Genomic DNA, 17,565 nt, shown 5'->3' with positions numbered 1-17,565 from the left:
TATTTTGAGATCGGTATCCTCCCGATCATCCTCTTACCCGTGATGGCACTGACCTTTGGCTTGACGCGATGGTGGGATCATAAATCCAATTCAAAACCCGAAACTGGCTTCTCCCGTCCTTTAAACTGGCCCGACCCGCCTGACCCCGAAAAATTGGCGCAGTTCAACAACCCCCCGGAACCGGATACTGACTATTGCGAGCGGGCGCTATTTGAGTTCACAGGCGATACCGTACTGGCATTGAACGGGCCGACATTCGATGAGGTGCCGGTAGGCTTACAAAAGGTCTTGTACAAAAATAAGTTGGGGACTTTCAAACTGATCAATCTGCCAGTGAGTGAGATCAAAGTGCTCGAACCAGATTCGGCGGATACCAGCCAATAGGTTAATTGCTGTTACGCTGCATCGCGGTCCGGTTGTCCGGCTAAGGCGTTGTTGGGTTGCCGTGCTGTCCCGTTGTGCTGCTGTGATGCGGTTCGGCTGTTTGGTTGTGCAATTGTCGGGCTGTTTAGCGATGCCCTTGCCCCGCTGTCTGGCTGTATCGCTGTTTAGCTGCCCGGGTGTTACGTTGCGCCGCTGTCCGGTTGTTGAGTTGCAGCGTTGTTTAGCTACACCTATATGATAGTCAAGATCCTTCGGCCTTCGGCATCGTTCGGCGGTGTCAGCTATAACACCAATAAAATGGAGCAAAACAAAGGGGAGCTGATGAAAGTCGCCAACTTTGGGCCGTTGCAAGGCTTGGGCACCTTACGACCGGAAGATTATGTCAACTATCTGCAAATGATATCGGCGCGAAACAAAGGCGTTAAACAGCCCCAGTTTCATGCGACCATTTCCGCGAAAGGCAAAAGCCACGATAAAGTGGCTTTAACCACAATTGCAGAGGACTGGTTGAAGCTCATGGGTTACGCTGAACAGCCATACCTGATTGTGTTTCACAAAGACACGGCTAATAACCACGTGCATATCGTATCCACGCGAATTGACCGGCAGGGCAAGAAAATATCGTCAGCGTTTGAGCATAACCGTGCTATACAAAATCTCAATAAAGTGCTGGGACTGGACGAAAAGCTACTCGCCGAACAGGATCTGGAAAAAGCATTGTCTTATCAATTTGGTACCAAAGCTGCTTTTATGATGATTCTGGAAGGCAAGGGATATCACCTCAAACAAGCAGATGATAAGATGGCGATTATCAAATTCGGAAGGCAACTGGCAGAGGTATCGGTAGCAATGGTTATCGAAAAAGAGAAAACCTATCAGCCGGATGATGCGCGCCGGAAGCAATTAGCGGCGTTGTTGCACAAACACCCTGAGGATTATTTGCGGGATAAGTTGGGGGTTCAATTGCTTTTTCACGGTAAGCCTGGCAAAGAATTTTACGGTTATTCAATACTCGACCATGCCAACAAGCGGGTTTGGAAGGGCAGCGAGATCATGCCGCTGTCCGAATTGTTGGCTCTGAAACATACCGCCATACCGGTTGATGCACCGCAAATGCTGAATGAAGTGAGTAGCGAGGTCAAAGATTATTACAGAACCCTGGTCCACGCGGCGCACGAAAACTACCCGGATTTTGCGCAGGGTTTACAGGAAAACGAACTGGCTTTGGAGGATAGCGCCACAGGTTTGGTTTTGACGGACAAGGTCCTCAACGTAGCCATGCCTGCTGACAGTTTTATTGATCGCTCCGTTTATATCCCGCCTATTATGATTGCTGATGACGTGGATGACCAGCAAATTCACGGCATGCGCCGCCGTCGCCAGCAAAAGGCAAGAACCAATACCCGTTAACCATTCAATTTATTTCTTATGATCATTATCATCGGCAACCAAAAAGGTGGCGCAGGGAAAAGTACGCTTACGCTGCTGCTCGCCAATTATCTTACGCTGAATAAAAAATGTACCGTTACCGTGGTGGATATGGATTACCAGCAATCCATCGCCCAGAAATATGAGCGGGCCAAGCTGCTGGAAAATGCGGAACCTTACCAGGTGATCGCCGCGGAACTGGAGCATTTTCCCATGATGCACGAAACGATGGCGCAGGATAAAACTGCTGTTGTTTTGATCGACCTGCCGGGTAAACTGGATGATGACGGGCTCATCCCTGTATTCCGTTCAGCTGGCCTGATCATTTGCCCCTTCGCTTACGATGAGTTCAGCTTTGAATCCACCATTTTATTTTCGGTGGTGTTGCAAAAGATCAACCCTGACGCGGTGATCGCTTATGTGCCGAACCGCATCAAGGCGAATGTCAAATACGATACGCAGCAGGAAGTCAATGCGCAACTGGCCAACTTCGGACAGATCACCGCGCCCATTCCTGACCGGGTGGATTTTCAGCGCATCAATACTTTTCAAACGCCGCTCTCGGTATTTCCGGTTATCATCCCCGTATTTGAAAAGATCTATAACGATTACCTCAAAGCCGCCATCGCATGAATGAAATTAAATCCTTGGCCGACCAGCTGCGCAGTAAAATAGCACAGAGTGCGGGAAATGTTGCCGCTCCTAATGATCCGGTGCCGAAGGTCATGCCCTCCAAAAAAACAGGTAAGGTCAAGGCGGCCAGTAAAAGCCCGCCTGACATACCTGACATCCTACAGGCGATTCGCGATTTCGACAGTACTGCACACAAGAATGTGCTGCACGTTCGCTTTGATTCCCAAACCGCGCAGCTATTGGCCCGCTTTAAAATGGCCACCGGCACCGAGATCACCAAGCTGATCGCCTTCTCTGTTCATCACCTTTTTGAACAGCATCCGGAACTCAAATCCATTATCAAACAATTTATTCAAGATCTCGAACTATGACCTGGTTACAATTTTTACTATGGGTCGCAGGATTATACACCCTGTATTACCTGCTGATGATCCTGCTCGATGTGAGCGGGAAAGACCGCGCAAAAGCCGGCGCGGCCATAAGTCATGAACTCACTTTTACCGAGCCTGTGGAGGTGCAAAAATTATCGCCTGAACCATTATCGGTTAGCGACACTAAACCCGCAACTGCTTTTACCAATGAGCAGGTGCTTAAACCGAAGGCCGAACCGGAAGTGATCGGCTCCGGCGGCGTATCCCTCAAAGCCCTTTTTTCAATGGCGCGGGATGAATCTATTTTATACACCCGTTCGGTTAGTTACTAAAGATGAAAAAGGCCCTGTTCTTTTTGGGGTTATGTTTAGCATTTAGCCCTTTGCTATGCCTGGCCCAGCCGGGCCTCAGCGAAATGCAGTCGGTTAAAGATGATCTAACCAGCTCCTTTTTTGGTGCGGTCGATTGCAGTTTGATCCTCTCGGCCATCTTTGGCCTGCTCGGCGCGGTTCGGATTTACCATAACTGGCAAATGGGCAAAGAGCGCATCACGGCCGATGTGGCCGCCTGGTTTTACGCTGCGCTGTTCGTCATCCTGATGGGCGCATTCCTGCAAGCCATCTTCGGCATTTAGCCAATAATTCTTTTTCAATTCCTGGGCTGCCCTCATCGGGGCGGCTTTTTTTTTAACCCAATTTTTTTTGATCAACATGAAGAGAACAACCAAAATGTTCGCTCTGGCCATGCTATTGGCCATTACCCAAATCCCTGCGTTTGCGCAGAGCGGTGTCAACGGCTTAAACACGGCCACCAGTACGCTGAAAACCTATGTAGATCCGGTCACCAATATCGCGCTCGTGATCGGCGGTATTGTCGGTATCGTCGGCGGTATCCGGGTGTATTCCAAATGGAATTCCGGCGACCAGGACATCAACAAGGAACTGATGGGTTGGGGCGGCTCATGCCTTTTCCTGGTACTGTCATCGCTCATCATTAAAGCCTTCTTCGGCTTGTAATGGCTAAGCGTTTCGCTGTTTATAAGGGGCTGCAAAAGCCCCTTATTTTCAAAGGCTTCAAAGGTAAATTCATTTACTGGGGCGTAGGCTCGCTCTTACTCGGACTGGTAGCGGGCTCAGTAACGATGGCACTCATCAATATGTACGCCGGGGTACTGGTCCTGATCGGTATTATTGCCGGAGGGCTCATCTACACCTTCAACAAACAGAAGGGAGGCCTCCATGACAAGGCCCGTTCGGCCGGCATCTACATCCACCAGGCCACCCTTAAAAAATCTAAAATTTCATGAAAAAGAATGCCTTCAAACTGCCCTTCATCGGGGTGGATCAATCGGCAGATTATGAGCTGTTGTACGGGCTGAACGGTGAATTTTCAGTGGTCATCGCAATCACTAATCCCGTGGTCCAATATTCGGCTTCGCCTGCCGCTTATGATGAATTTCACAGCCTGTTCACCGGTTTAGTTAAAATTCTGGGGGATGGCTATCTGCTGCAAAAACAGGATATTTTCAGCCGCTCCAAATACGAGTACCAGCCCTCGCCGGAATATTTACAGGATAAATACAACGCCCATTTTGCGGGACGTGATTTTTTGCAGATCACTACTTACCTCACGATCACGCGGCAAGTCAAAAAAGGCCGCTTTTATGTGTATGATGCCAGGGCGCTTCGGGATTTTCGCAGCGCGGTCAGCAAGGTGATGGATATCCTGGTCGCCGGTAAAAACCGGCCCAAGCTATTGGGGGAAAAGGAGATCAATACGCTGATCAAACGCATCCTGGCGATGGATTTCAGCCGGGACAAATTATCGCTGAATAATATCGCGCCCACCGAAACGGAACTCAAAATGGGCGGGTTGGAAGTGCGCAGCATTAGCCTCGTAAATATTGATAACATCGATCTGCCTACCGAGGTCGGTACCCATATCGAGCTGAACGATAAGGACAGTATGCGGGGTTTCCCGGTAGATGTGCTTTCATTTTTACTGAAAGTGCCTGCGTATGAAACGATCCTGTTTAACCAGGTGATCGAAATTCCCAACCAGCAAATCACACTCAATAAACTGGAGGTTAAACGGAAGCGGCACTCCGGTATTCCTGATCCGGCTAATAGCCTGTGCGTGGAAGATATCGATCAGTTGTTAGTGGACGTAGCGCGAGAGAACCAATTACTGGTTAACGCTCATTTTAATATCATCATTGCCGCCGAACCGGGCCACATGCAGAAGGCTTCCAATTTCATTGAAAGTTCACTGTTCGCCTTGGGCATTATCCCGAACAAGAATGCCTATAACCAGCTGGAACTGTTCCGCTCCGCATTGCCGGGTAATGCCGTGGAACTGAAACCTTACGATTGGTTCCTGACCACCTGTGATGCTGCGCTTTGTTTTTTCTTTAAGGAATCCTTAATGCAGGATGAAGATTCCAAATTCCTGATCCGCTTTACGGATCGCCAGGGAATCCCGGTTGGGATCGATCCTGCAGACCTGCCCATGCGCACCGGGCGCATTAATAACCGGAACTCTTTCGTCTTAGGCCCCAGCGGCTCGGGCAAAAGCTTTTTTATGAATGCGCTTTTGCAACAATACATGCTGTACAATATGGATATCGTGATCATCGATACCGGGCATTCCTATTCCGGCCTGTGCAGTTATTACAAGGGGAAATACATTACCTATTCGGATGCGAAGCCGATCACCATGAACCCTTTTAAGATCTCCGAAGCAGAATATAACGTGGAGAAAAAGGATTTTTTGGGAACACTGATCGGCCTACTCTGGAAAGGTGCCGAAGGCGCTTTTAACCCGGTAGAAAGGGATGTGATCGCCCAGGTCCTTAGCAGCTATTACAGCCAGTACTTCAGCCAGGACGGCGTGATACCGGAGCTCAGTTTTAATTCCTTTTATGAATATGCGCTGGAAAAGGTACCCGAGATCAAAACGGTCGAGCGTATTCCTTTTGATGTCGACGAGTTTCGTTACGTGCTCAAAAAGTTTTACCGGGGCGGGGAGTTTGCCGCCATCCTGAACGAGGATGCCGATGCTTCGCTGTTCAGCGCGCCTTTCATCGTTTTTGAAATTGACAATATTTCCGGGAACAAGATTTTGGCTCCCATCGTCACGCTCATTATCATGGATGTTTTCATCCAGAAGATGCGCCACCGGCAGGATCGCCGAAAAGCACTGATCGCCGAAGAAGCCTGGAAAGCGATTTCCAACCCGCTCATGGCCAGCTACCTGCTATACCTCTATAAAACGGTCCGTAAGTTCTGGGGGTCGGCGACCTTAGTTACCCAGGAACTGGGAGATATTATCGGAAATGCCATTGTTAAAGACAGTATCATCAGTAACTCGGATACGATCTGCCTGCTCGATCAAACCAAGTTCAAGGACAATTACGATGATATCGCCGCGCTGCTATCCATCAACGAAACGGAGCGCAAAAAGATCTTCACGATCAACCAACTGGATAACAAAACCGGCCGCAGCAAATTCAACGAATTTTATATCCGGCGGGGCGCAATTGGGGAAGTTTATGGGGTCGAAGTAGCCCTGGCCCAATACCTCACCTTCACCACCGAAAAACCTGAAAAGGCTGCCGTGGAAATTTACACTTCGCATTTCGGTACTTACCCGCAGGGACTGGATGCCTTCCTGGCCGACCTTGCCGGTAGCCGTAAATCTTTACCGGAATTTATCACCGCGGTCAACCAATACGGCAAACCGCTTTACCAATTATCCGCATGAAAAAACAGCTCTTTCTCTTATTATTTGTGTTGGTCTGCCAGGCAGGCCGTGCGCAAACCCTTTATATCGACCCGGTTACTTCGGGCGCGATGCTGGCCCACAGTTCCGTGATCAACGGGCAATTGAATACCACCAATAATAACCTGAGCGCGATCCAGCGGGGACAGCTGGCCGTCACCTCGCAACTGGTGATCGTCAACGATATGCAGGATAAGATTTATAAAGGCCTGAGTCAGGTCGCCAGCGTGCTGAATAACCTGAGCACGATCCGCGAGATCACGGACATTGGTATCGATATCGTCAGCGATGTAGAACAATCAGTTACCATCGCCAAATCCGACCCGGCGCTATTACTATTCGCCCAGCAGGGGGCCAACGATTTTAAACAGCGGGCCACCAACCTGGCTATCGAGGTCAGCGCCTTCGTACTCAAAGGCGGCGGTGATAACCTGATGGATTCGGGTGAAAGGGGCAAATTACTCAACCATATCGCCGGCGAAATGCGCATTCTGCGCGGTATCGCTTATGGTATGCAGCGGGCCATGTACTGGGCGCACATGCGCGGCATCTGGGCATCACTTAACCCCTGGGCCGAATGGCAGAATATGGATGTACAGATCGCAAACAGTGTATTAACTGAAGCTAAATATTTAAGAAGATGAAAGTATTTATCGTGACCCCGATCCTGTTCTGGCTGTTCGTCATGCGCTCATTTGCGCAGGTTAACGCACTGAACATTCCGGCCATCCACCAGCTGGTATCCTATTCCAAATCCGAGAACAGCCTGCAAAATGACGCCCGCAGCAAACAGGCTGTGGTGAATACCAATGAAGCAGGTAATAAAACCTTGCTGACCAAACTGAAGAATACCTACCGCACCTTGCAGCAGCGCTACAATACGCTGGGCACTGCGATCAGCGCCGCCAACATCGGCATCCAGGCTACGCCGATGGTGAACCGGATCATCAGCAACCAGGAGCAGCTCTACCAGTTGGCGAACAGCAACCCGGCCATCATTCCGCTGGCTTATCAAACCGAGATCGAGTTTGTCGATAAAGCGCACAGCCTGGTGAATTACCTGATCGGACTGAGCGCCAGTATCGGCGATGTGAACCAGATGAAATTATCCGACCGGAAAATATTGTTCGATTTTATCCTGTCCGAGCTGAGTAATATCCAGGATCTGTCGGGGAACCTGGTCAATTCCGTTGCTTATACCAACCGTTCGGCACTCCTGCGTTCGCTCAATCCTATGCAAAACTACATCGATCAGGACAAAGCCATCGTGGGTGATATTATCACTAACGCCAAATACCTGAAGCAATGAAACGATTGCTTTGGTTAGCGGCATTCGCCTTTTGTTGTCCTGCCGCTTTTGCGCAATACGTGGTGATCGATCCGCAGCACGCTGCTACGGTCATTGAAAACGGTGCCGTGCAAAGCTCAGCGGAAACGACGCACAGCCAGTATCTGGATAAGATCAACAACAACCTGCAAACCATCAATACCAATGTAGGCTCGGTGGTGGTGGCACAAACCATGATCTACCAAGGACTATCCAATGTTAACTCGGCGCTCAAGGATGGCCTCATGGTAAAAGATATGGCGGTCATTATTGCCGATATCCTGAACTATACCAATCAAACGCTGGCGATGGCCCGTTCCGAACCCTATCTCTTACTTTTTACCCAGCAATATGGCAGCGAGATCCAGGGCAGGGCCACCCGCTTGCTGACCGATGTTTCCGGCTATATTTTAAAAGAAGGTGATAATGTGCTGGCCGATTATAACAGCCGCGACCAGCTGCTGCGCCATGTGCGCCAGGAACTACAGATCATATCCGGGCTGGCCTACGGCGCTTACCGGGCCGTATTCTGGGCGAGAGAAAAGGGTATTGTCGCAGCGCTCAACCCTTACGCCGCCTGGATCAGTAACGACAAGGTTTTTGTCGATGACATTATCAGAAACGCTAAATACCTCCAACGATGAAGAAATTAAGTATGTTTTTATTACTGGGCCTGACGCTGCAACAGGCATCCGCCCAAATGGTCATCAATGACCAGAGCGTGCGTTACCAGCAGGAACGCATGGTTTTTAAACAATGGGATAAAAATAAATTCACGCCGACCCACGGCTTTTTGTGGCTCAATCCTTATTACTGGCTGACCTGGGCGCTGCATCCCGGCTATCCCGATAATGACCTGCGGCCGCTCGGCCCTTCCGGCCCGCAAACCCAGCGCCTGGCTTTAGTTGGTGTACTCAATTCCACGGAGAACAGCTATAAACTTCAGGCTGATACGCTCCGCAATTCGGCACTTTCCGAGATCGCGAACCAGTCCGGTTTAGTGGCGCCCGCTGATCCCTTATGGTTGCTTTACTATTCCAAAGAATTAAAACCGGTAACCGATCATTCGGCTGCTTCGATTCTTTCGCCTTTACCCGCCGTAGTTCAGCAAAAAGTAGTTGCCGAAGGCTTATATGACTGGTACGCTAAAGAACTGGATATGCTGAAAGAAAGGCTGGACGGCGCAAGGAGTACGACGCTTGACCGCGGCGCGCGCATTTTGGCTTACCACCGGATGTTATTGGAATACCGGGTGTTGGCCGCTACCTGGGCCACGCGGATCTCCGCCGCGGCAATGACGATCCAAATGACCGACCAGCAAAACAAGGTCAGGGCCAACCAGGTCCCTATTGACAGCTGGACGCCGGCAACGGATGTGACCATCGCCCGCAAAGTATTGGCAGACCGTAAATATTAAATCCATTTTTATGAAAAGAAAATTTTGCTGTTTAACGGCCCTGTTCGCGCTGCTTGGCATCAGCCTGGGTTATGCGCAAACTGCGCCAAATACCAACTATAAAAAGTCCCTAGAGTTTTTGCAGGGCAATGGCGTTTATGAGGAAGGTGTTATGGTCTTTTTAAAAGGTCTGAAAGATTCCATCTGGACACATTTCGATTTATTTATTACCGATGCCAAAGCCCTGGCCGCCATTTTTATGGTGATCTTTTTTGCCATTAAGTCCTATGAAATGATGGCTGGCGATAAGCGCATGGAGATCATGCCGCTCTTACGGCCCTTTGGTTTGGTGATGGTCATCCTGTGGTGGGGCGCATTTACCAAAGTGGTGGCTTTTCCCACCGACCTGGTGGCCGCTAAAACCGAGGAAATGTTCCAAAGCGAACAAAGCAATGTGGATGACCTGCGCTTCACCCGAGCCGACTTGATGATCAAGGTCGCTAACTCCTTATACACCTTTCAGGCGCAAACTGAAGTAGCGGAAAAAGAATCCGACACCTGGTACGGCCGGGCCTGGGATTCGGTGACCAGTACGGTTAAGGAAGGGATCTCTACGGTGGTTTCCCCTTTACTGGAATTGAAGAACCGGCTTGAAGTGGGTATGCAGTTACTCTTTACCCAATTACTGGAACTGCTCGGCATCTGGATCTTGCGCATCGCGGTGTATATCGTGTTTATGATCCAGATCATTTATTCTTCCATCCTGATCATTCTCGGCCCTTTTGCCGTCGCAGTCAGTATCCTGCCTGCGTTCCGCGATAGTTTCAGCACCTGGATCGCGCGCTTTGTTTCGGTGAACCTATACTCCGGTATTGCTTACCTGATCATGTACCTCATTGCGCTGATGCAGAAATATGCGCTGACCTCTGAGATCAGCAAGTATAAGGAACTGGTCGGGGAAGATGGCCTCAGTGCCAATCTCGAAAAAATGGCCTGGTTTGCCGGCAATGGTATCCTTTCTTTTGGTACGGTGATCGTGGTTTTCCTGATCGGTGCCATCTGTATGTTCACCGTGCCCAGTATCTCGACCTGGATCATTTCTACTTCGGGCATCAGCTCAGCTTCATCCAGCTTTGGACGTGGTGCCGCAACGATGACCGGCCTCGCCCGTAAAGCCTCCGGCAGTTTCTTCTGATCTGTCTTTAACCTTATTTATTTATCAGGCTGCTTTTATTAAAGCGGCCTTTTTTATTTCCCCATCATGCTCGTAAAAAGTATTGAAGCCAAAGTCCGGCTCGCAACTTTCGTGGCGCTCGGCAGTTTCCTAACGGCCGTAATTACCGTAGGCATCATCGCCGCCTATGCTTACCGGCTCGTTGAAAGTTCCCGCAAAACGGTTTACATCCTGGATAATAATGTGCCGATCCTGGCCAAACAAACCGACGCGCAGATGAACCGGCCGGCCGAGTATCGCGCGCACGTGGATCTGTTCCATTCCATTTTCTTTTCGCTCACGCCTGATGACAAGTACATCGAATACCAGATGAAAAAAGCGATGTACCTGATCGATGAGTCCGGCGTCCAGCAGTACAACAACTTAAAAGAAAAAGGCTATTTCACTTCCATTTTATCATCCAGTTCAGTGCTTACGCTGCAAACCGATTCTATCGTACTGGACGCGCCCAAAAAGTATTTCCGCTTTTACGGGAAGCTCAAAATTGACCGGCGCAGTTCCACGGTTACCCGCTCACTGATCACCGAAGGCTATCTCAAAGACATCCCGCGCAGCGAGAATAATCCGCACGGCGTGCTCATCACCGATTGGAAAACCCTCGAAAATAAAGACCTCGACAATGTTCAGAAAACTACATTCTAACCGCGATCCCCGCGACACTTTATTCCGGGAGCTTAAAAAGGAGTTCAGCGTTTATTTCGGCAAGGCAGAAAGCGGGATCACCGCCTCCCTGCGGCGTTATCCGAAACAAGCCTACGGCGCTATGGTCGTGCTCATGCTGGTTTCGCTGGTTTTATCATTTACAATTTTTCGTCACCGGGAACCAGCCGTTTCGGTAACACCTGCAATTACTTCGGTGCAGCCAGGTAAGCCGACAGAAATGTTATCCCCGGTTAGCAGTGGGTTCGGGCAGATCCTGCGAACCACGTTCACGCTCAGACAAACGCTGGAACTCAAACAGCAGATCGATACGCTGCTCACTAAGCGCTCACTCACCGCTGCCGACAGTACTCGGCTGGCCACCGCGCTCGACAGGTTACAGCATCTCCAACAATCCATAACCATCAAACCATGAAGATCAATTTCAAACAACCCAAGTACATCCTGCCCCTGATCCTTCTGCCTTTTTTATGCCTGTTCTTTTTTGTGTACCACAGCAGTCAAAGCAAAAAGCAAGTCCAAGTGAAAAAAGCTCCCGGCATGCAGGATAATGTCGGCGCGGTATCTGCCGCCGTCCAGCAAAAAGAATTATCAGACAAACTGGATGCTTATCGCAACACCTATAAGCAGGCGGATGGCTATACGGCTTTAGCGCCGATCGGCGAAGAAAAAAGCACGAACGCCGGTTTTGGCAACCAATATTCTTCCAGGGAGAAGCGGCTATTGGACTCCGTCGACCAGGCGATGAAACAAAAGTACCATAGCGGTACCGATCCATCAGGGAATAACGGCGCACCCTTGCCTTATACCTCGCCGCCGCCTTTGCGGCATAACAACCAATTCAAAGAAGATAAAGCATTGGCCCAGGCGCTGGCCAATCTTTCCGGCCAGCCTCATACACCGCCCAAAAGTTCCGCGCCGGTGCGGCAAAAAGATCCGATGGAACTTTTCAAAGCGCAAATGGCTTATGCCGACAGCATGAGTAGGGCCAACGACCCTGCTTATAAAGCAGAACAGCAAAAGAAAGCGGCCATAGCGGCTTTAGAAGCAACGAGGTCGCAGCAGCCCAAATTAGCAGTAAGTAAAGCAGATGATCTGCCCGATGATTTCAATACCATCTACGCGCACAAGACGGAGGGTTTTATCATGGCGATCATAGATGAAAACCTGACCGGTTACGCCGGTTCCCGCATCCGCTTGCGCTTACTGGAAGATATCCGCGCCGGGCACACCCTGGTTAAAAGAGGCACTTACCTGTATGCGCTGATCAATGGATTTTCACAGCAACGAGTAACGCTCGTCGTTCCCTCCATCATGTACGGTACCCAGGTGTTGCCGGTTAAACTGGAAGTGTATGACCAGGACGGCCTGCCGGGCCTGTATGTGCCCGAATCCGCTTTCCGCGATTTTACCAAAGACCTCAGCGGCAACTCCATGCAGGGCATCAATATCCAGAGCGGTTCCGCTGATGGCAACCAGTTCCTCATGAGTACGCTGGATAAAATGTTCCAGTCTACTTCTTCCGCCATTGCCAGCGCCATCCGCAAGAACAAAGCAAAAATTAAATACAACTCCTACATCTATCTCATTGATCCGCAGGCGCTGCAAAACGCGCAAAAGAATTATTAAATCTTATTTCCTCATTTATCCCCTTTAACGATGCGAAAATTATTGTTTTTTTTAGCGGCCACGCTGATGGCCGCGGGCCACAGTTATGCCCAGAAATTCCCGGTTAATGCGACCAAGTTACTCGAACTGCCGGTAGTCTACCTGCCGCCGAACGTAACGGTACATTTTATCTCCCCCGAGCCCATCCAGTACGTGGATATTTCGACCAAACAAATTACAGGCGATCTGCCAGTTAAAAATATCCTGCGCATCCGGCGTATGACATTGGATAGCTTAAAGGCGCATGCCTTTGGAGATACCGGCACCGATGCGGTGGTGACCATCGTTGGTGAGAAATTTATCGCCCAATACCATGTGGTTAGTGCCGACTTAGTTGCCGGTTCCATACAAACGGATATTGAGATCGGCCCGGCTGAGATCAGGCCCTTAGATGTGCCGGGTGTAAGTCTTTCCCAGCCGGAACTGCACCAGTTTGCGCTCCGTTTACTGGCGCAAAAACCGGAGAAGCATTTACAGCATTCGTCAGCCTATGGCATCAAAGCTAACCTCAACCATGTGTATACGCTGGGCGATTATATCTTCCTGGATATCGGCTATGAAAACAAAACGAACCTGCGCTATGACATCGATGAATTGCGCTTCAAGATCGATGATAAGAAAGTGACCAAAGCCAGTAATGTTCAGTCGGTTGAAATCAAGCCGGAGTTTACGCTGTTTGATACGCCATTTTTCAAAAAGCATTACCGCAATGTTTTCGTCTTTAAGAAGTTCACTTTTCCCGGCAATAAGCTCCTGCATATCGAGGTCAGCGAAAAGCAGCTTTCCGGCCGGATCATTATGCTCCAGGTAGCCTATTCAGATATCCTGGAGGCAGACACCATCCCGGTGCATTAATTCGGATTTTTTATGGAAGAACGGCGAAGCCCTCCTTCCGGCCATTAAAAAACAAATCATATGGAAGAAACCAGAGAGATGCAGAAGCTGCATGGCTTTCTGCAATGCGCCATTTACATGCTGGTCGTACTGGAAGCGGTGCTGTTCGTTTACTTACCCGCACCCTTCTGGGGACTTTTTGCCCATGCACTGCTGAAGATACAGCGTATCCCGATCTATCAGGAATTGGTCTACAGCAAATTCGCCACGCTTACCCTGATCTGCCTGGTCAGTATAGGGACGCTGGCAAAAAAGAAAATAGACCTTGACCCGAAAAAACATATCCTGTACCCGCTGACGCTGGGTTTGTTATTGCTGTTCGGCAGTATGTGGTTCTATAACCGGCCTTCGGCTATCGTGCTGCCTTATACCACCTGGTTTAACTTGGCCTATATGACCTGCTCGGTGCTCGGCGCGCTGATCACGAGCCTCGCGATGGATAACGTCTCCAAAATGATCCGCTCCGGTTTGGGTAAAGACAAGTGGAACGTGGAGCAGGAAAGCTTTATGCAGCAGGTGGTTAAGATCGAAACACCTTACTCGGTCAATATCCCCATGCAGTTTTATTACAAAGGTAAGGTCAGGGATGGCTGGATCAATATCGTCAACCCTTTCCGGGGAACCTTGCTGATCGGTACGCCGGGTTCGGGCAAGAGTTATGGCGTGGTCAATTCCTTTATCCGGCAAATGATCGCCAAAGAATACTGCGCCTGTATCTATGATTTCAAATTCCCCGACCTGGGTAAGATCGCATACTACCAGTACCTTTTGGCTAAGCAGCAGGGTAAGTGCCAGAAGCACAAATTCCATGTCATTAACCTGAACGAGGTAGAAAAAAGCCGGCGCGTGAATCCCTGGCGCAAGGATTACCTGCGGACATTGGCCGATGCTTCGGAAAGCGCCGAAGGTTTGGTAGAAGCGATGAAAAAGGGCGATAAAGCCGGTGGCAGCGACCAGTTCTTCACGCAATCGGCCATTAACTTTTTAACGGCCTGTGTTTATTTTTTCAGTAAGTACGAAGATGGCCGCTATTCAAGCTTTCCGCATGTGCTGGCCTTTCTGAACTGCTCTTATGAAGAGATCTTTTCTACGCTGTTTTCCCAGCCGGAACTGACTTCTTTGTTATCACCATTTCGGAGCGCCTACCAGTTAAAGGCTTTCGACCAATTGGAAGGCCAGGTCGGAACGCTAAAGATCTTTATCAGCCGTTTGGCCACGAAGGAAACTTTCTGGGTTTTCTCGGGCGATGATTTCGATCTGAAAATTTCAAGTAAAGCTAATCCGGCCATCCTGATACTGGCCAATGATCCGAGCACACAAAGCACCAACTCCGCCAGCTACTCGGTTATCCTGAACCGCATCACCAGCCTGATCAATTCCAAAGGAAATAACCCAGCGGGCCTGCTGATTGACGAAGCACCCAGCTTGTATACACATAAAGTGGAAAATTTAATTTCCCAGGCGAGATCGAATTTGTCGGCCGTTTTACTCGGTTTGCAGGAGTTACCCATGCTGAACCAGCAATACGGGAAAGATACAGCCGCAACCATCACCTCCGTGGTCGGTAATATTTTATCCGGCTCGGTACGCAACAAGGATACGCTGGAATGGCTGGAACGCCTGATGGGTAAATCCATGCAGATCGGGGAAGGCCTGTCCATTGACCGTAACAAAACTTCTTCTTCCCTGAATGAAAAATTGGAAGCGCTGATACCCGCCGGGAAGATCGCTTCCTTAAATACGGGCGAGATGGTGGGGCTGATCGCTTCGGATGCCGAGGAAAAGTACACCGGCAAATTTGAAACCTCGGCGGTGAATTGCCGCATTAACCTCGACCGGCCGGAGATCGAAAAGGAAGAAAAGAACTATCGTGAACTGCCGGTCTATTATGATTTCGGCGACCATAAGGAACTTACGCTCCTGCAAAATTTCTTCCGGATCAACCGCGAGGTGGAAGCCATCGTCCGCCAGTTCAGCCAGCCTGCCACGGCTCCGCCCCAACAAAAAGTAACCCTTTAATCCAACACCTTTAAATTTTTAGCTTATGGAAAATGTACCCAACGGCACCTACGCGATGGTAAATCCGCAGGTGGAAAATGACCCGGCCAAGCGCCAGGGTATGGTCGGTATGATCGTGGATACCAATATCGACAATGACGATATTTGGGTCAGCTTCGGCAAAAGCGAGGTTGGCCTCTATTCGACCAACGCCCTGATGGTTTTGCAAAAACCGGATATCATCAGCCAGAACGCGATGGATAAACGCTTTGAAATTTCCGGCGCTGATTTTAAGCAGCTCATGGAGATCAGCTTATTACAGGCCGACCGCAGACCTGAAAACGCCAAAACCGCTTTGGAAATGGCGCGCTCAAGTGAAGCAGTGATGCAAAACAGCCTAACGACCTTGCAGGATAAGCTCGGGCTGGAACTGAACTATGAAATGGCCGCAGGCCGGCGGCGTTAACATGCGCTGCCTCATGATCCTGGCGTGCTGCCTGCCGCTGCATCATTTGCACCTGACCTCCGGCTTTGGTTACCGTATTCATCCCATCACCGGGAAATGGGCCTATCACTCCGGCATCGACCTTTCCGCCCGTGCTGATACCGTTTTTTGTATTCTGGATGGCGTGGTCAGGCAGTCCGGCTATGATCAAAAGCTCGGCCTGTATATCAGGATTGATCACGGCAGTGGTGTCACCAGCACTTACGGGCATTTGTCTCAAAGCTGGGTAATGAAGGCGGATACCCTGACTGAATCCCAGCCTATCGGCATTACCGGTGCCACCGGGCAGGTAACCGGTGAACACCTTCATTTCAGTATAGCTTTCGGGCAGCATTATCTCAACCCCTTGCTGTTCCTGCGGCAACTGCTGAAACCAATCCAAACACCAAAAGAACCATGAATGCAACAGAAATCAATTTAACCCGCAAGCTGCGCCTGCTCATCGATCTGCAAGAGATCGCCCTGACCGAGGCCGAAGCAGAATTATACGGCATCGACAGTATGGATGTACTGGAAGATGATTTTTTTAACGAGAAAGGAGAACTGAACTATGAGTAAGCAACAAGCCCTGCATGAACAGATCGCCGAGAAACTGATCAAGGCGCTGGAAGAAGGCACATCGCCTTTTCAAAAGCCCTGGACGGACGACCATACCGCGGGTTACCAAACCCCGCTCAATCCGACTACCGGCAAAAATTATCGCGGTATGAACGCCTTATGGCTGGCCATGCAGAACCGGGATGATCCGCGCTGGATGACGCTTAAACAAGCCTCCTTCAATAAATGGACGGTGGAAAAAGGCTCCAAAGCCACGCTTATCAATTTTGTGAAAACGACCGACCTGGTGCCGGTGACCGATGCCAAAGGCGAAAAGGTCATGGGCGAAAATGGCAAGCCCAAAATGCAAACCGTGAAACTGGACAAGCCCATCATTACCACCGCCTGGGTGTTTAATGGCGAACAGATCAAAGGCATCCCCGAATGGAAAGAGGCATATGCCGAAAAACAGGCCGAACAGAAATGGTCACCCGTTGAGCGGGCAGAGCAAATCTTTGCTGCCAGCCAGGCTAAGTTGAAGCATGGCGGCAATGATGCCTTTTACAACAAAACCAAAGATTATATCCAGCTGCCCAAAAAAGAGCAGTTTGACAGCGCCGCGAAATATTATGCCACTTTACTGCACGAGGTCGGCCATAATGCCGCGTGAATGATTATGCCGCACCGGATAGACTGGCTGGTTATTTAGGCCACTTTCCGGTGCGGTCATACGGCATAACTTATAAGTTT

23 protein-coding genes are annotated in these 17,565 nt (G+C 49.9%); all 23 read left to right on the top strand.

The window, feature by feature from the left end; translation table 11 throughout:
- Window positions 1-42: 42 nt before the first annotated feature.
- The 23 genes from BLS59_RS29695 to BLS59_RS29590 all read left to right on the top strand — a co-directional run bounded on the left by BLS59_RS29695 (window position 43) and on the right by BLS59_RS29590 (window position 17,485).
- The gene (locus BLS59_RS29695; RefSeq protein ID WP_091157274.1) at window positions 43-384 is read left to right on the top strand and encodes a hypothetical protein; all 342 of its coding nucleotides are present in this window, start codon (window positions 43-45) and stop codon (window positions 382-384) included.
- A gap of 234 nt (window positions 385-618) precedes the next feature.
- On the top strand, window positions 619-1,794 hold the full coding sequence (locus tag BLS59_RS29690; protein ID WP_091157272.1) for a relaxase/mobilization nuclease domain-containing protein: 1,176 nt from the start codon (window positions 619-621) through the stop codon (window positions 1,792-1,794).
- Window positions 1,795-1,812: 18 nt separating this feature from the next.
- Window positions 1,813-2,445, top strand: a complete 633-nt coding sequence (locus BLS59_RS29685) for a ParA family protein (protein WP_091157269.1) — start codon at window positions 1,813-1,815, stop codon at window positions 2,443-2,445.
- Complete coding sequence (locus tag BLS59_RS29680) at window positions 2,442-2,816, top strand: hypothetical protein (protein ID WP_091157267.1); 375 nt, start codon at window positions 2,442-2,444, stop codon at window positions 2,814-2,816. Before BLS59_RS29685 ends, BLS59_RS29680 begins: the two co-directional genes overlap by 4 nt.
- Complete coding sequence (locus BLS59_RS29675) at window positions 2,813-3,148, top strand: hypothetical protein (protein ID WP_091157265.1); 336 nt, start codon at window positions 2,813-2,815, stop codon at window positions 3,146-3,148. The genes BLS59_RS29680 and BLS59_RS29675 overlap by 4 nt, the downstream gene beginning before the upstream one ends.
- A 2-nt stretch (window positions 3,149-3,150) precedes the next feature.
- Window positions 3,151-3,450 (top strand): DUF4134 family protein, encoded by a 300-nt coding sequence (locus tag BLS59_RS29670; protein ID WP_091157263.1) that lies wholly within the window; start codon window positions 3,151-3,153, stop codon window positions 3,448-3,450.
- 76 nt (window positions 3,451-3,526) lie between these two features.
- Window positions 3,527-3,832: a DUF4134 domain-containing protein gene (locus BLS59_RS29665; RefSeq protein ID WP_091157261.1), complete on the top strand. Its 306-nt coding sequence runs from the start codon at window positions 3,527-3,529 to the stop codon at window positions 3,830-3,832.
- On the top strand, window positions 3,832-4,122 hold the full coding sequence (locus BLS59_RS29660; protein ID WP_091157258.1) for a plasmid transfer protein: 291 nt from the start codon (window positions 3,832-3,834) through the stop codon (window positions 4,120-4,122). Before BLS59_RS29665 ends, BLS59_RS29660 begins: the two co-directional genes overlap by 1 nt.
- Window positions 4,119-6,578, top strand: a complete 2,460-nt coding sequence (locus BLS59_RS29655; RefSeq protein ID WP_091157255.1) for a TraG family conjugative transposon ATPase — start codon at window positions 4,119-4,121, stop codon at window positions 6,576-6,578. Before BLS59_RS29660 ends, BLS59_RS29655 begins: the two co-directional genes overlap by 4 nt.
- Before the next feature lie 26 nt (window positions 6,579-6,604).
- Window positions 6,605-7,240: a hypothetical protein gene (locus tag BLS59_RS29650; protein WP_240315384.1), complete on the top strand. Its 636-nt coding sequence runs from the start codon at window positions 6,605-6,607 to the stop codon at window positions 7,238-7,240.
- A gap of 11 nt (window positions 7,241-7,251) precedes the next feature.
- Window positions 7,252-7,905, top strand: a complete 654-nt coding sequence (locus BLS59_RS29645; protein ID WP_240315383.1) for a hypothetical protein — start codon at window positions 7,252-7,254, stop codon at window positions 7,903-7,905.
- Window positions 7,902-8,567, top strand: coding sequence for a hypothetical protein (locus tag BLS59_RS29640; RefSeq protein WP_091157247.1), 666 nt, complete (start codon window positions 7,902-7,904; stop codon window positions 8,565-8,567). Before BLS59_RS29645 ends, BLS59_RS29640 begins: the two co-directional genes overlap by 4 nt.
- A complete protein-coding gene (locus BLS59_RS29635) occupies window positions 8,564-9,340 on the top strand; it encodes a hypothetical protein (protein ID WP_091157246.1) in 777 nt (258 codons plus the stop codon). Before BLS59_RS29640 ends, BLS59_RS29635 begins: the two co-directional genes overlap by 4 nt.
- A gap of 10 nt (window positions 9,341-9,350) precedes the next feature.
- On the top strand, window positions 9,351-10,514 hold the full coding sequence (locus BLS59_RS29630; protein ID WP_091157243.1) for a TraJ family protein: 1,164 nt from the start codon (window positions 9,351-9,353) through the stop codon (window positions 10,512-10,514).
- A gap of 66 nt (window positions 10,515-10,580) precedes the next feature.
- Entirely contained in the window at window positions 10,581-11,195 is a 615-nt protein-coding gene (traK, locus tag BLS59_RS29625) for a conjugative transposon protein TraK (RefSeq protein WP_091157241.1), read from the top strand.
- Window positions 11,173-11,628, top strand: coding sequence for a hypothetical protein (locus tag BLS59_RS29620; protein WP_091157239.1), 456 nt, complete (start codon window positions 11,173-11,175; stop codon window positions 11,626-11,628). The genes traK and BLS59_RS29620 overlap by 23 nt, the downstream gene beginning before the upstream one ends.
- A complete protein-coding gene (gene traM / locus BLS59_RS29615; protein ID WP_091157236.1) occupies window positions 11,625-12,842 on the top strand; it encodes a conjugative transposon protein TraM in 1,218 nt (405 codons plus the stop codon). Before BLS59_RS29620 ends, traM begins: the two co-directional genes overlap by 4 nt.
- 30 nt (window positions 12,843-12,872) lie before the next feature.
- Window positions 12,873-13,736: a conjugative transposon protein TraN gene (gene traN, locus BLS59_RS29610; RefSeq protein ID WP_091157232.1), complete on the top strand. Its 864-nt coding sequence runs from the start codon at window positions 12,873-12,875 to the stop codon at window positions 13,734-13,736.
- A gap of 60 nt (window positions 13,737-13,796) precedes the next feature.
- A complete protein-coding gene (locus BLS59_RS29605; RefSeq protein WP_091157229.1) occupies window positions 13,797-15,794 on the top strand; it encodes a type IV secretion system DNA-binding domain-containing protein in 1,998 nt (665 codons plus the stop codon).
- 25 nt (window positions 15,795-15,819) lie between these two features.
- Window positions 15,820-16,239 carry a hypothetical protein gene (locus BLS59_RS29600; protein WP_091157225.1) on the top strand — a complete coding sequence of 140 codons (420 nt, stop codon included), beginning with the start codon at window positions 15,820-15,822 and terminating at the stop codon, window positions 16,237-16,239.
- The gene (locus tag BLS59_RS29595) at window positions 16,211-16,678 is read left to right on the top strand and encodes a M23 family metallopeptidase (protein ID WP_091157222.1); all 468 of its coding nucleotides are present in this window, start codon (window positions 16,211-16,213) and stop codon (window positions 16,676-16,678) included. The genes BLS59_RS29600 and BLS59_RS29595 overlap by 29 nt, the downstream gene beginning before the upstream one ends.
- Complete coding sequence (locus BLS59_RS31890) at window positions 16,675-16,836, top strand: hypothetical protein (RefSeq protein WP_162842810.1); 162 nt, start codon at window positions 16,675-16,677, stop codon at window positions 16,834-16,836. The genes BLS59_RS29595 and BLS59_RS31890 overlap by 4 nt, the downstream gene beginning before the upstream one ends.
- Entirely contained in the window at window positions 16,829-17,485 is a 657-nt protein-coding gene (locus BLS59_RS29590; protein ID WP_091157219.1) for an ArdC-like ssDNA-binding domain-containing protein, read from the top strand. The genes BLS59_RS31890 and BLS59_RS29590 overlap by 8 nt, the downstream gene beginning before the upstream one ends.
- The last annotated feature ends 80 nt before the right edge of the window (window positions 17,486-17,565 follow it).

Origin of the sequence: Mucilaginibacter pineti, from assembly GCF_900101875.1 — a bacterium.
In the GTDB taxonomy this organism is placed as follows: domain Bacteria; phylum Bacteroidota; class Bacteroidia; order Sphingobacteriales; family Sphingobacteriaceae; genus Mucilaginibacter; species Mucilaginibacter pineti.
Note: the sequence above shows the minus strand (reverse complement) of the source record. Positions and strands in the feature narration are given on the sequence as shown.

Bases quoted from the DNA above. Each gene is read 5' to 3' on its own strand.
- traM (WP_091157236.1), top strand. From the start codon at position 11,625: ATGAAGATCAATTTCAAACAACCCAAGTACATCCTGCCCCTGATCCTT.
- BLS59_RS29620 (WP_091157239.1), top strand. From the start codon at position 11,173: ATGTTCAGAAAACTACATTCTAACCGCGATCCCCGCGACACTTTATTC.
- BLS59_RS29655 (WP_091157255.1), top strand. From the start codon at position 4,119: ATGAAAAAGAATGCCTTCAAACTGCCCTTCATCGGGGTGGATCAATCG.
- BLS59_RS29640 (WP_091157247.1), top strand. From the start codon at position 7,902: ATGAAACGATTGCTTTGGTTAGCGGCATTCGCCTTTTGTTGTCCTGCC.
- BLS59_RS29670 (WP_091157263.1), top strand. From the start codon at position 3,151: ATGAAAAAGGCCCTGTTCTTTTTGGGGTTATGTTTAGCATTTAGCCCT.
- BLS59_RS29595 (WP_091157222.1), top strand. From the start codon at position 16,211: ATGAAATGGCCGCAGGCCGGCGGCGTTAACATGCGCTGCCTCATGATC.
- traK (WP_091157241.1), top strand. From the start codon at position 10,581: ATGCTCGTAAAAAGTATTGAAGCCAAAGTCCGGCTCGCAACTTTCGTG.
- BLS59_RS29675 (WP_091157265.1), top strand. From the start codon at position 2,813: ATGACCTGGTTACAATTTTTACTATGGGTCGCAGGATTATACACCCTG.
- BLS59_RS29635 (WP_091157246.1), top strand. From the start codon at position 8,564: ATGAAGAAATTAAGTATGTTTTTATTACTGGGCCTGACGCTGCAACAG.
- BLS59_RS29600 (WP_091157225.1), top strand. From the start codon at position 15,820: ATGGAAAATGTACCCAACGGCACCTACGCGATGGTAAATCCGCAGGTG.
- BLS59_RS29685 (WP_091157269.1), top strand. From the start codon at position 1,813: ATGATCATTATCATCGGCAACCAAAAAGGTGGCGCAGGGAAAAGTACG.
- BLS59_RS29590 (WP_091157219.1), top strand. From the start codon at position 16,829: ATGAGTAAGCAACAAGCCCTGCATGAACAGATCGCCGAGAAACTGATC.
- BLS59_RS29660 (WP_091157258.1), top strand. From the start codon at position 3,832: ATGGCTAAGCGTTTCGCTGTTTATAAGGGGCTGCAAAAGCCCCTTATT.
- BLS59_RS29605 (WP_091157229.1), top strand. From the start codon at position 13,797: ATGGAAGAAACCAGAGAGATGCAGAAGCTGCATGGCTTTCTGCAATGC.
- BLS59_RS31890 (WP_162842810.1), top strand. From the start codon at position 16,675: ATGAATGCAACAGAAATCAATTTAACCCGCAAGCTGCGCCTGCTCATC.
- BLS59_RS29680 (WP_091157267.1), top strand. From the start codon at position 2,442: ATGAATGAAATTAAATCCTTGGCCGACCAGCTGCGCAGTAAAATAGCA.
- BLS59_RS29695 (WP_091157274.1), top strand. From the start codon at position 43: ATGGCACTGACCTTTGGCTTGACGCGATGGTGGGATCATAAATCCAAT.
- BLS59_RS29630 (WP_091157243.1), top strand. From the start codon at position 9,351: ATGAAAAGAAAATTTTGCTGTTTAACGGCCCTGTTCGCGCTGCTTGGC.
- traN (WP_091157232.1), top strand. From the start codon at position 12,873: ATGCGAAAATTATTGTTTTTTTTAGCGGCCACGCTGATGGCCGCGGGC.
- BLS59_RS29690 (WP_091157272.1), top strand. From the start codon at position 619: ATGATAGTCAAGATCCTTCGGCCTTCGGCATCGTTCGGCGGTGTCAGC.
- BLS59_RS29665 (WP_091157261.1), top strand. From the start codon at position 3,527: ATGAAGAGAACAACCAAAATGTTCGCTCTGGCCATGCTATTGGCCATT.